This window comes from Bdellovibrio sp. HCB209 (assembly GCF_047306065.1).
GTDB lineage: Bacteria > Bdellovibrionota > Bdellovibrionia > Bdellovibrionales > Bdellovibrionaceae > Bdellovibrio.
The window spans coordinates 2260981-2273243 of record NZ_CP178618.1; the positions used below are offsets into that span (position 1 = coordinate 2260981).

Annotated in this window: 14 protein-coding genes; 10 read left to right on the forward strand and 4 right to left on the reverse strand. The window is 45.2% G+C overall.

Annotation, left to right across the window (positions count from 1 at the left end; all coding sequences use genetic code 11):
- Position 1 precedes the first annotated feature (1 nt).
- From ACLVWP_RS11075 to ACLVWP_RS11105, 7 genes are all read left to right on the forward strand, one after another.
- Positions 2 to 1000 carry an ABC transporter ATP-binding protein gene (locus tag ACLVWP_RS11075; RefSeq protein ID WP_413557311.1) on the forward strand — a complete coding sequence of 333 codons (999 nt, stop codon included), beginning with the start codon at positions 2 to 4 and terminating at the stop codon, positions 998 to 1000.
- Positions 1001 to 1026: 26 nt separating this feature from the next.
- Positions 1027 to 2715, forward strand: a complete 1689-nt coding sequence (locus ACLVWP_RS11080) for a peptide ABC transporter substrate-binding protein (RefSeq protein ID WP_413557312.1) — start codon at positions 1027 to 1029, stop codon at positions 2713 to 2715.
- A gap of 23 nt (positions 2716 to 2738) precedes the next feature.
- Positions 2739 to 3710 (forward strand): ABC transporter permease, encoded by a 972-nt coding sequence (locus tag ACLVWP_RS11085; RefSeq protein WP_413557313.1) that lies wholly within the window; start codon positions 2739 to 2741, stop codon positions 3708 to 3710.
- 29 nt (positions 3711 to 3739) lie between these two features.
- Positions 3740 to 4933 carry an ABC transporter permease gene (locus ACLVWP_RS11090; protein ID WP_413557314.1) on the forward strand — a complete coding sequence of 398 codons (1194 nt, stop codon included), beginning with the start codon at positions 3740 to 3742 and terminating at the stop codon, positions 4931 to 4933.
- A 358-nt stretch (positions 4934 to 5291) separates the two neighbouring features.
- Positions 5292 to 5768 carry a hypothetical protein gene (locus ACLVWP_RS11095; protein ID WP_413557315.1) on the forward strand — a complete coding sequence of 159 codons (477 nt, stop codon included), beginning with the start codon at positions 5292 to 5294 and terminating at the stop codon, positions 5766 to 5768.
- A gap of 77 nt (positions 5769 to 5845) precedes the next feature.
- On the forward strand, positions 5846 to 6094 hold the full coding sequence (locus tag ACLVWP_RS11100) for a twin-arginine translocase TatA/TatE family subunit (RefSeq protein ID WP_413557316.1): 249 nt from the start codon (positions 5846 to 5848) through the stop codon (positions 6092 to 6094).
- Between the two features lie 18 nt (positions 6095 to 6112).
- Positions 6113 to 6361 carry a twin-arginine translocase TatA/TatE family subunit gene (locus tag ACLVWP_RS11105; protein WP_413557317.1) on the forward strand — a complete coding sequence of 83 codons (249 nt, stop codon included), beginning with the start codon at positions 6113 to 6115 and terminating at the stop codon, positions 6359 to 6361.
- A gap of 143 nt (positions 6362 to 6504) precedes the next feature.
- On the opposite strand, the gene ACLVWP_RS11110 is transcribed toward ACLVWP_RS11105, so the two are convergent.
- The 3 genes from ACLVWP_RS11110 to greA form a co-directional block, all read right to left on the reverse strand.
- On the reverse strand, positions 6505 to 7287 hold the full coding sequence (locus ACLVWP_RS11110) for a glycerophosphodiester phosphodiesterase (protein WP_413557318.1): 783 nt from the start codon (positions 7285 to 7287) through the stop codon (positions 6505 to 6507).
- Positions 7284 to 9200 carry a hypothetical protein gene (locus ACLVWP_RS11115; RefSeq protein WP_413557319.1) on the reverse strand — a complete coding sequence of 639 codons (1917 nt, stop codon included), beginning with the start codon at positions 9198 to 9200 and terminating at the stop codon, positions 7284 to 7286. Before ACLVWP_RS11115 ends, ACLVWP_RS11110 begins: the two co-directional genes overlap by 4 nt.
- A gap of 91 nt (positions 9201 to 9291) precedes the next feature.
- Positions 9292 to 9780 carry a transcription elongation factor GreA gene (gene greA, locus ACLVWP_RS11120; protein ID WP_413557320.1) on the reverse strand — a complete coding sequence of 163 codons (489 nt, stop codon included), beginning with the start codon at positions 9778 to 9780 and terminating at the stop codon, positions 9292 to 9294.
- An 85-nt stretch (positions 9781 to 9865) separates the two neighbouring features.
- On the opposite strand from greA, the gene ACLVWP_RS11125 reads away from it, so the two are divergent.
- On the forward strand, positions 9866 to 10192 hold the full coding sequence (locus ACLVWP_RS11125; RefSeq protein ID WP_413557321.1) for a (2Fe-2S)-binding protein: 327 nt from the start codon (positions 9866 to 9868) through the stop codon (positions 10190 to 10192).
- On the opposite strand, the gene ACLVWP_RS11130 is transcribed toward ACLVWP_RS11125, so the two are convergent.
- Positions 10189 to 10629: a bacterioferritin-associated ferredoxin gene (locus ACLVWP_RS11130; RefSeq protein WP_413557322.1), complete on the reverse strand. Its 441-nt coding sequence runs from the start codon at positions 10627 to 10629 to the stop codon at positions 10189 to 10191. The genes ACLVWP_RS11125 and ACLVWP_RS11130 overlap by 4 nt on opposite strands.
- A 47-nt stretch (positions 10630 to 10676) precedes the next feature.
- Here ACLVWP_RS11130 and ACLVWP_RS11135 point away from each other — a divergent pair, with 47 nt between their 5' ends.
- Positions 10677 to 11519, forward strand: coding sequence for an ATP-grasp domain-containing protein (locus tag ACLVWP_RS11135; protein WP_413557323.1), 843 nt, complete (start codon positions 10677 to 10679; stop codon positions 11517 to 11519).
- Complete coding sequence (gene gloB, locus ACLVWP_RS11140) at positions 11494 to 12252, forward strand: hydroxyacylglutathione hydrolase (protein ID WP_413557324.1); 759 nt, start codon at positions 11494 to 11496, stop codon at positions 12250 to 12252. The genes ACLVWP_RS11135 and gloB overlap by 26 nt, the downstream gene beginning before the upstream one ends.
- Positions 12253 to 12263: the final 11 nt, after the last annotated feature.

The window sequence follows — 12263 nt, forward strand, 5'->3', positions numbered from 1 at the left end:
AATGACTGCCATGAATAGTGAAATCATTCTTGAAGCAAAGAATATTAAAAAGCATTTCCCGATCAAAAAGGGATTGTTGCTTCGTGAAGTTGCCAGCGTCAAAGCTGTCGACGATGTTTCTTTGATCGTGCGCAAAGGTGAAACTTTGGGTCTGGTTGGAGAATCTGGTTGTGGCAAATCCACACTGGGCAGAACTTTAATTCGCCTTTATGAACCGACAGCTGGAACAATCCAGTTTGAGGGCCAAGATTTTCTAAAAATGTCTGGCGACGAGTTACGTAAAAAGCGCCAAGACATGCAAATGATCTTTCAAGATCCCTATGCTTCTCTAGATCCACGCATGACAGTGGGTCAAGCGATCCAACAGCCAATGGATATCCACGGTGTGGGTACAGCGGCTGAACGTGAAAAACGTGTTTTGGAGTTGATTGAGCTTGTGGGTCTTAGAAAATCCGCAGTGAATCGCTATCCGCATGAATTTTCTGGCGGTCAACGTCAGCGTATTTCTATTGCGCGCGCGATTGCTTTAAATCCTGAACTTATTATTTGTGACGAACCGGTTTCAGCTTTGGACGTTTCCATTCAAGCTCAGATTTTGAACTTGCTTGAGGACCTTCAGCAAAAACTGGGTCTGACTTATATTTTTATTTCTCATGATCTTTCCGTGATCGAACACATCTGTGATCGCATTGCAGTGATGTACTTAGGTAAAATCGTTGAGATCGCTGAACGCGATGAGCTTTTCAGCAATCCACAACACCCGTACACACAGGCTTTGATCGGCGCGATTCCTCGCGTGGGTCACGGCAAAAAGAAAATGAAGAAATCATTGGGCGGCGAAGTTCCGAGCCCGATCAATCCACCTTCAGGCTGTTCTTTCCACACACGATGTTCTTACGTCATGGACGTGTGTAAGCAAAAGACTCCAGCATTGGAAGGCTCTAGCACTCACCAAAAGGCGTGCTGGTTGGATAAAGCTCCCTTAATGAGAGCGGAATAGATTTACGTATCAACAAGGAGAAACGAATGTTGAATAGACTTGCAAAAGGATTGTTGCTGGGCGCAGCTCTTGGAATGAGCGCACAAGCTGTGGCAGCTCCTTCTAATGCCGAACTTAAAATCGGTATTTCTCAAGAATTTGAAACGATGAATCCAATCATCATGTCCATGTCGGCGTCTGCTTACATGTACCGCATGGTGGGTCGTTCATTGGTGAACCTAACTCCAGAAGGCAAATGGGTTCCTCAATTGGCGAAAGAGATTCCTTCCCTTGAAAAAGGCACTGCTAAAATCATCGACGATGGCGGCAAAAAGAAAATCGTAGCTAACTGGGAAATCATCGACGCTGCTAAATGGGGCGACGGAAAACCAGTTATCTGTGCTGACTTTATCGCTTCTCAAAAAATTGCGACTTCTCCTAACGTAGCTGTTGGTGAAAAAGAGCAATGGACTCAAGTTGAAAAAATCGACGTTGATCCAAAAAATCCTAAAAAATGTACTTTCAAATACGACAAAGCAATCTGGAGCTTCTATCAATTGGCTCAGTTCTTCCCAGTGCCAGCGCACTTGGAGCTAGATGTATTTGAAAAACACGGTAAAGCTAAGGAAGGTTACGAAAAGAACTCCAACTACGTTCGTAACGCCACAAACCCTGGTCTTTACAACGGCCCTTACGTGATCACTGAAGTAAAATTGGGTTCTCACGTAGCATTTGCACCAAATCCACATTTCTATGGCAAAAAACCAACGATCCAAAAAGTGATTGTTAAGTTGATTCCTAACACTGGAACAATGGAAGCAAATCTTCGCTCTGGTACCATCGACATGGTTTCAGTTCTAGGTTTAGATTTTGACCAAGCCTTAGCTTTCGAGAAAAAAGCAAAAGCTGAGAACTTGCCATTCGCAATCCAATTTGTGCCATCTGTAACTTACGAACATATCGATCTAAACTTGGACAATCCAATTTTGAAAGATGCTAAAGTTCGTAAAGCACTTCTTTACTCGATCAACCGCGATGACCTAGTTAAAGCGTTGTTCGAAGGCCGCCAAGAAGTAGCGATGCACAACATTTCCCCTAAAGACCCTTGGTTCACGAAAGATCCAAAAACTGTGACTTTGTACTCTTACTCTAAGCGCACAGCCGGTAAACTTTTGGATAAAGCTGGCTGGAAAATGGGAGCTGATGGTTTCCGTTCTAAAGATGGCAAACGTTTGTCATTGGTGTTCCAAACTACTGCGGGCAATAAAACTCGTGAGTTGGTTCAGGTTTACCTACAAAACCAATGGAAACAAAATGGTATCGAAGTCCTAGTTAAGAACGAACCAGCACGTGTGTTCTTCGGCGACACGATGTCAAAACGTAAGTTCGCGGGTATGGCTTTGTTTGCGTGGGTTTCCTCTCCAGAAAACTCTCCGCGTTCAACATTGTCTTCTAAAGCAATTCCTTCCAATAAAAATGGTTGGTCAGGTCAGAACTACATGGGCTGGACAAATGCTTCTGTAGATAAAGATCTAGATGCTTTGGATCTTGAGTTCGATGCGACAAAACGCACGGCGATCGTTCATGATATTTTGAAAAACTACACTGAAGACGTTCCTGTTCTTCCGTTGTACTACCGCTCTGACATCTCTGTAGTTCCAAAAACTTTGAAGAACTATAAAATGTCTGGTCACCAGTTCTACGAAACTAACTATATCGAAGACTGGTCTTTGTAATTCGTATTTAAGAGAGGCTACCCATGACTACATTTATCACCCGTCGCGTTTTGCAAACACTCGCTGTGATAGCCGTGCTATCCTACGTGGTTTTTGGCTTAATGAGTTTAATGCCTGGAGATCCAGTAGACATGATGGTGGCCTCCAATCCTAAGATCACTGCCGAAGACGTAGCTCGCTTGAGAAGTCTTTATGGTTTGGATCAACCGATTTATAAACGCTATGGCAACTGGATCGCTTCAGTTGTCACTGGCGATTTAGGTTACAGCCGTACTTACCGCGTTCCAGTTCAAGAGCTGATGGGGCCACGTTTGTGGAATACCTTTATTCTTTCTGCAGCTTCTTTGATTTTGTCTATCGCTATCGCCGTACCATTGGGCGTGGTTTCTGCTTTGAAACCGAACTCTAAGACAGATTACTTTATGAATCTGTTCTCTTTTGCGGGTATCTCGATACCTTCATTCTGGCTCGCTATCGTTTTGATCATTATCTTTGCGGTGAAATTCCCACTCTTCCCTGCCGGAGGCACCCAAACCATCGGGGCCGAAAACATGGGCTTCTGGGCCGATGTTATGGATCGCGCAAAGTACTTGGTTCTGCCTGTTCTTTCTTTGTCGATTCAACAAATTGGTCGTTTCTCGCGCTTTACTCGTTCAGCGATGACCGAAGCTATGCGCAATGACTTTATTCGTACGGCACGTGCGAAAGGTTTGGATCGCTCCACAGTTATTTGGAAACATGCTTTCCGTAATGCTTTGATCCCACTTATTACGATCTTGGCTTTGAGTATCTCGACACTTTTCTCTGGAGCTTTGCTAACAGAAACTGTGTTCGCGTACCAAGGTGTCGGCAAATTGGTATACGACTCTATCATCGGTAATGACTATAACGTCGCGATGATTTCATTCGTGATTTCCGTGAGCATGGTTCTGTTGATGAACCTTGTTGCGGATATCGCTTACGGGTTCGCAGATCCGCGAATTGCTTATAAGTAGGCTTCAAGATGTCAGGAAGTGAATTAACTATGAATAACGTAGATGTGACATTGTTGACCGATAAAGACCGCGCGGATTTAGAAAAAGCCGTTCCGATGTGGAAAATGGTTTTAAAACAGTTCCTAGATCACAAGCTTGCTGTGGCTGGAGCTGTGGTCATTGCCATGTTCCTTTTGATTTCTATTTTTGCGAATCAGATTCAGCAAATTACAGGCCTTGATCCCGATGCACAAAACGTAGCAAACCGTTACGTGGCTCCATTCACGGCAACTCAAGCAGGCCAAGATGTGCGCGAAACTGAAATCGAAAGATTCATCAACGCCAATCCTGAAGCTGCGGATAAAATCCAAAAGGCTTTGGTGGAAAAAGGTTTGGTTTCAGTTCCAGAAATCGACGCTATCTATGATGTGGGTGCTAAAGAAATCCCCGAAGCTAAAGACATCTTTAAGTCCTTGAACATTCCTGAAACGAAAGAACTTTTGAAAGTTTTTGATGGCTTCAAAACGTTCCACTTATTCGGAACAGATGAATTAGGCCGCGATGTTTTCATCCGCTTGGTCTATGGGACTCGCGTCTCTATGGGTGTGGGTGTTCTAGTTGCTATCGCATCTGCCTTGGTGGGTCTTTTGATCGGTAGTATCGCTGGTTACTATGGCGGCTGGATTGATACGGCTCTTATGCGTATCACAGATGCCCTGTTGAGCTTGCCGACAATTCCAGTCTTGATCGTTATGGCGGCCATCGATTTCACTAAAATCCCCGTCTTAAATGCGATCGTCAGTACACAGAATGAATCGATCTTTAAAATGATCATCATCCTGTGCTTGTTCTCATGGATGACTGTGGCTCGCCTGGTTCGCGGCAGTATCTTATCAATCCGCGAGCGTGAGTTTATCTTGGCAGCAAGAACATTGGGGGCAACAGACTCAACAATCATCGTTCGTCATATGTTCCCGAACGTGATCGCGCCGATGTTGGTTTCCATCACTTTAGGTGTTGGCGAATCGATCTTGTTTGAAGCAGCACTTTCCTTCTTGGGTTTAGGTATCATGCCGCCAACTCCGAGCTGGGGTAACATGCTAAACAATGCGACGGAATTGATCTACCAAGCTCCCTTCCTAGCAATCCTCCCAGGGATTTTGATCATCATGGTCACTATCAGCTTCAACTTCCTGGGCGACGGCCTCCAAGACGCCCTCGATCCAAAATCAGTAAGACGCTAGTAAACCAAACTAAGCAAAACCAAAAAAGCCACTCCCAAAAAGAGTGGCTTTTTTTATTCAAAGCAAATGCAGTTGGACGAGGTTTGTAGGGAGAGGTGTGGGACTGGCAACGCAGCGACCTCCGTTGGCGCCACGATGGCGCGAACCCGCCAACGGCGGGCAACGGTTGAGCCCGGAAGGCGTGTCGCGGAGTTGCCAGTCCCACACCTCTCCCTACAAACCGCCGCACCACCCGCCAATTTGCTGTACAACCCCTGAAAAAAAGACCCACTCCCCACCTTGACCTCAAACCTAGAGGATTCCATTCCGGCACGAAACTTGGAATAAGAATCCCCGAGATTCCCTAAGGAGCAAGGTCATGAAAACAGTTCTGTCGTTCGTTTTGACGATCCTTTTCGCTAACACTACTTTCGCAGCAGCCCCCCAATCTTCATCTTCGGGTGAGGTTATGTGCCGTGCTAAAGCGAAGGAAATCGCTGCCTCCACTTACTCTGGTTGCATGAGCGAATACAACACGGCGCAAGTTAAAGCGATCCGTGAGGCCTATCAAAAGGACTTGGCGGCAGTTAAGGCCAAGTACGATAAACAGCTGAAAGCCCTGAAAAAAGGCTCATCAAATGTGAATGCGAATAACACTGCAAGTCCAGCGAAACAGTCTAAGGGCGTAGCTAAAGAGCTTCCAATGAAAGCTGTGAACCAAACTGAGACTCAACCAGTGATTTCCCCAGTGACGGACGAGCCTGTAGTTGCCTTAAAACCTTCTTCAGACTCAGCGCTGGAAAATGAGGCCACTATCGAAGACCAAAACGAAATTAACGAGACTACAGCCCAATAACGCCCCGTCTTATATTGATTTTCCTCCTGGAGCGGTCTAAAACGTGTAGACTTATATTAACTCTGGGAGGAGTTTCAATGGGTGAGTTTAGCATTACACATCTTCTTTTAGTTGGTCTGATCTTCTTGATCTTCTTTGGACCAAGCCGTCTTCCCCAATTGGGATCTTCTCTAGGTAAAGCGATCCGCGGTTTCAAACAAGGTTTGAACGAGATCGACGTTGATGCAAAAGACATCAAAGACAATCACCAACAAGTTTCTCATCAACAACAACCAGGCCAACAAGTTAACCAAACTCAAAGCCAAAAAGAACCACACAACTCATAATTGTTGCGGGGGTAAAAAATGGGTTCACTTAGCATCACACACATTCTACTAATCGCTCTTGTTTTCTTGATCTTCTTTGGACCAAGCAAACTTCCTCAATTGGGATCTTCTTTGGGCCAAGCTATCCGCGGCTTCAAAAAAGGTTTGAACGAAATTAACAATGATGAAGAGATCAAAGAGGCAAAACCTCAACAGGTTGCTCACCAACAACATCAAGGTCAGCAAGCTAACCAAACTCAAACAAACAAAGAGCCACACAACTCTTAATTGTTTTTGAAAATTTAGATTTCCAAAAGCCTTCTGGGAAACCACGAAGGCTTTTTTTATTTCGAAAGTGTTTTAGGTGCCTGTTTTAGGTGCCAGGTCGTGTTTCACTGCGCAGAGCGTTCCTAAAAACCGGCAGGCGCCTTTTAGGAAAGAGTATCTGTGATGATGCTGTGGGCGCCGTTGGCTAGGAGTTCGTTGGCTCTTGGCTGTTCGTTCACGGTCCAGAAACTGACTGGCACTCCCCGTTTAATATACTTCTTTAAGTCTTCGACACTCACATAGCGATGATCTAAGTGCAGGATGTTTGCTTTGATATAGGGAGCGAAGATTAAGAGCTTCAAATACCAGCGATTGGCAGGGTCTTGTTCTTTGGTTGCTAGCAGCGCGCGTGGAATTTGCGGGGCTAGTTTTGATAAGGCTCTGACTGCTAACGGATTGAAGGTTGAAAACAGAACTCTGGATTCAGTTTTAGTTTCTTTCACCACGGCGACGACTTTTTCTTCTAAAGTGTGATCAAAGGCTTTGTTGGTTTTTAGTTCGATATTAAATAATTGCGGAACATCGGGGCTTTGTAGGATTTCACGTAAGGTTGGAACTTGTGCGAGTGTCTTTAATTCTTGAGCGGTGAACTCTAATGCCGTTCTTGAATCCCCGGCCACACGTTTTAAATCCGCATCGTGCAGAACGATCACTTCACCATCACCGCTTAGGTGCACATCGACTTCGATCATTTGCAGACCGCGAGCTTTGGCTGCCTTAAAGGACGCGAGAGTGTTCTCTTGAGCGCCCTCTTTCCAATATCCACGATGACCTTGATACTTGGGAGTTTTCACTCCATTTTGTGGCCAAGGCTGTGCCTTCCAATTAAAGTGTTGGTACATCGGAATTCCAACCAGCACTATAATTAGCAACAACAGATAAATCATTTTCTGCTGCCTCTAGGACCGTCTTCGGCGAACGTTGGCAAATCACGAGTTCCGCCGATTTGGAATTTCTTAGAGGTCTTGCCGTCTTTGATATTCACAGTCCCTTTAAGTTGACCGAACTCATTCCAAGAACCTGCTGTTGCAAGCTTAGCGTCTTTATTAAAGGTCGATTCAAAACCAATCCATTGCAGGCTTTCATTGGTTTTCCAGTGAAACTCCCCATGGATGTCCTTCATCGCAAGCTTATCATCTGTCCACCAGCCTGTAGGCACAACTTGCTCTAACACGTCAGCCCCTGGAGATTCTTGTTCAACAGATAAACTTTGCGTCTGAGCGTGAATGACGACTTCGCCTTGTTTCAAGTCAAACTTGGCTTTGGCTTTTCCGAAAGCCATGCCCTCGACATCGGCCGAGCTAACTTGCGCTGTACCTTTGATGTAAGAGATTTTGTTTTCCTTTAAGCGAGCTTCGGCATTCAAGCTAAGTACACCGATCTCCCCACCATTTGTCATCAACGCTTGGACAGAGGGAGCTAGAGTCGCTTCATCGATATTGGTATTCAAAACCACGTCTTTGAAATCACGATCGGCTTTGACTTTGATATTCCCAATAAAATTACCACCGCGAGGCTCTGCACGGTTCACGGCGATATTCCAAGTGTCACCTTTCAAGGACATCTCGCCAGAAATACGATCTACGATTTGCATTTCGCGTTGGCTTTTGTTCGAGAAAATAAACTGCAAGCCTTGGTGCTCACCCACCATGCGGATGTCACGTTCAGAAACAAACTCAGCCTGTCCCGTGAAAGATCCCAAATCACCGAAGACACGAGCCTTCGAGGGGCGATTGATGAAAGACATCAATTTATCAATGCGCATGTTTTTAATATCGATCAAAAAGGGCTTATAACGAAGCGGATCCACGGAAGTGAACGAGGCTTGCTCGACACTCATCTCGCCCAAATCACCTTCGATACGGAAGTCTTTTACTTCAAACGGTGCGTTTTTTAACTTTTCAGCTTCACCGCTTAGGCGCGCCTTCGCGGACACCCATACTTGTTTGCCGTTCAGTTCTTTAGAAACCAGGTCGTACTTTTGCAGAACTCTTAGAACCTGACTCAAAGGAATGTGCTTCATATCAGTTTCAATATTTAGCAAATGATCTACCAAGGAGTAATGGGCAATCACACTGTAGTGACCTTCGCGCCAGTTCCCGAAAAAGTGCGCTTGCAAAGATTGCTCGGGCATTTCTTTGTATTCCAGGAATAGATTCGCGTGGGACAGATAATCCCCCACCATATCATCGCGCAAAAGATTGGTTTTCGCGTGAACTTCAACCACTCGTGGTTCAAATGATTTTACGTTCGCTTTAAAATTCAAAAGCTCTGACGGATATTGCGGATACTGGGCAGAAATGATTTTAAAACTACGAATTCTTAAGCCGCGCACGTCGTTGCGGTATTTATCGGCTTGTTCCGAGGGAGACAACGTCACGAGTGGCGCCGGAGTGTCCTCTTGGTGTTTTGCGACTTCTTGTTTTTGTTTTTCACAAGCTTCAACAGTTCCACGCAAAGTTAGCTTCACATTATCAGTGTCGATCACTTTGATCGGTGGAGCTTTCGTCAGTAGTCCCCACAACGAGATCGGCAAACGCATTTCATCGATTTCAAGCAGCGGAGACATCCAGCAAGCTTGATCAGATTCCATACGTACTTGCTTAATTACGACCGAAAAACGCGGCAGAATTCCATCCGCTAAGCTCAGCTCTGCAGATTCAAAAGTGACAGAGATGTCTTTGTGGATATGGCTCGCGGCCTTATCAAGTTGTGCCTTGATACGCTGAGGAGAAAGCAAAGAACTGGTTGTATAACCAATTAAAAAAGCCAGGATCAATCCCGTTAAGAAGATTTTCATTCCTGGCTGTTCAGAGATCAAATATTTGTCTGAGCGATTGCGGCGATCCATGACCTATTCTGAATTGAAAGGTCTAGATCGCCAAGGAGAATTATTTGTATTCGAAGTGAAGGATTTCGAATTCCTTGTCACCTTTAGGGCTTTGCACTGTTACAGTGTCGCCAACTTTTTTACCGATCAACGCGCGCGCCAACGGAGAAAGAACAGAGATCATACCTTTTTTAACGTCAGCTTCATCGATGCCCACGATTTGGTAAGCCACTTCTTCTTCAGATTCAGTATCAACAGCTTTAACATGAGCACCGAATACAACGCGGTCTGCCTTAATAGTAGACACGTCGATCACTTCCGCACCAGCCAATTTGCCTTGGATTTCAGCAATACGACCTTCGATCATAGATTGGCGCTCTTTTGCTGATTCATACTCAGCATTCTCAGAGATATCGCCTTGTGCGCGTGCTTCTTCGATAGCAGCGATGACAGACGGTCTTTCCTCTAACAATAGCTTCTTAAGCTCTGCATCTAGCAGCGCTTTTCCGCGAACTGTCATTGGAAGTTTGTCGTTAGTACCTGTAGACATGTCTATCTCCACTGTTAAAGGGACATTACTTTTACCGGAGTTCGATCAACTTATCAACCACGCACCCCGGCCTAGACTCGACGCAATGCATTTAGATAATGCATTGAGCCGCATATTCGAGCAGCGTACGATAACCCTTATGGGTCAAAAGAAGAAAACCGAAATCATCTGCCGCTGCAACAATGTGTCCCGAGCGACCATTGAGAAGGCTATCACAGATGGTGCTAAGACCCTAAACGAAATTTTCGATACCACCACCGCAGGCGTAGGCCCTTGCGGAGGTTCTTGCCGACGCAAACTCGCCCCTCTTCTTGATCACTATTTGAAAACCGGTCAGTTCCCCGAAAAAATTCAGGAGGATCTATCTGGTAAATGTGCAACGAAAGATGGTGGGAGCGAGAGTAAAGACTAAGACGCTTTTTGCTGATTCAAACGATATTGAATCATTTTGTGAACTTCAGGACGACATGTCCCGCACTGAGCACTCGCCGATGTCTGACGAGTTACAACTTCAGGAGTACGAGCCCCTGCAATAATAGCCTGATCAATTGTGTGCGCAGAAATATTGCGGCAATGGCAAACTTCTTCTTCGGCATTTACTGGCTGCCATTCTCCACGCAGACGCAAAACCATTTCACGCAGTAACAAACTGCTGTGATCTTGCCCTTCTGGCAAAGGCCATTTAGAAATGTCAGCGCCAAACGAACGACGCATTTTCTTCATCATATCCATAAATTCAGTACATCCCATATGAGAGACGTTTAAAACTCGCCCCGGTGCCTGAGCATTATCGCCCAAGCATTCCACTTCGATAAAATCACGTCCGTCGAGTTCGACTTTAATCTTCATATAAGCTAATATGATAGGCCAAGACCCGAGAGGTCCCAAGGCCAGTTATGCTAAATCTCAAAATACTACTGCTCAGTCGAAAATTTGAAATTCATAGCAGCCGTCGCTTGGTCGAGGAAGCTGTTTCCAGAGGGCACAACGTCCTTCTATGGGATCCCGAGTGGCCTTTACAGCGCTTGAAAATTAAGCCCGACATTATCATTCCACGCATCAGCAGCTTTCAATTTAGTGAAGCTGTGAAGGTTTTAGAGGCCTTAGAGAACCAAGGTTCTTTCTCTATAAACCCGTCTCAAAACTACACTATTGCTAGAAATAAATGGCTCACATATCAAATCCTTAAAGAGTCAGATATTGCTACTCCCCTGTCGTATTTGATTTCTAAAGAACACGATAAGTATCCTCTCACCTTTCCATTTATTTTAAAGCAATTGGAATCAAGTAAGGGCGAGGGAGTTTTCTTAATCGAAAAGGCCGAGGAGATTTCAAGAATTTTTGAAAAAACCGGCGATACTCATTTGCTGTTGCAGGAGTTTTATCCAGAAGCCTTTGGTACCGATGTCAGAGCCTTCGTGATTGATGGTAAAATTCATGCCGCCATGAAAAGAACTGCTAAGCCCGGTGAATTTCGCAGCAACCTTGCCTTAGGCGGAACTGCGGAGCCCACAGAACTTTCACCCGAAGAATCAGAGTTGGTTTTAAAAACCACTCGCACTTTGGGTTTGCAGGTCTCTGGTGTCGATCTATTGCGAACGCGTAAAGGCAGTCTGGTTTTAGAGGCGAACCCTTGTCCCGGCCTCGAAGGCATTGAAAAATATAGTAAGAAGAACCTTGCAAATCATATCATCCAGTATGCGGAGGAGCTTTATGGCCAGCACAAGACCTCGCGTTGAACTGATTCCAATCTTTGAAGACAACTATGTCTTCTGTTTGATTGATCACGACAATCAAGAGGCGCTTGTTATCGATCCAGGCGAAGCTTCTAAAACTTCTCAATTTTTAAAAGACAATGGTTTAAAACTCACAGGAGTTTTACTCACTCATCACCACAACGATCATATTGGCGGAGTCAGATCTTTGGTGACGGAGCATCCAGCCCCGGTGATTGCTCCTAAGAAAAACAAAACCCAAATTGGCGCGGCGGACACTTGGGTTGCTGAAGGCGAGCGTGTTCAGCTCGGCCCGTTTAACTTTGAAGTACTGGAACTCCCGGGACACACCCTGGGACATGTTGCTTACTGGGAGCCAAAATTGAAATGGCTTTTCTCTGGCGATGTGCTTTTCGGTTTAGGATGCGGGCGCATTTTTGAAGGTACTTACGAACAGGCCTATGAAAGCTTGCAACGCTTTAAAAAGCTTCCGATGGAAACATTGATTTACTGCACTCACGAATACACGGAAGCGAATTTGAATTTTTGCAATATGCTTTCAAACTTAGACAACTCCCCGATCACGGGCGATAGCGAAGAGCTTGAAATGTATGCGAACCAACTTCACTCACGTCGCGAAATGGATTTGCCATCAGTGCCTTTAAAATTATCAGTAGAGATGCGGGTGAATCCGTTCCTGTTGGCCAAATCAGTCTCGCAGTTTTCTTATCTGCGTGATCTTCGCAACAAGCAATAGTTTGCCTTGGC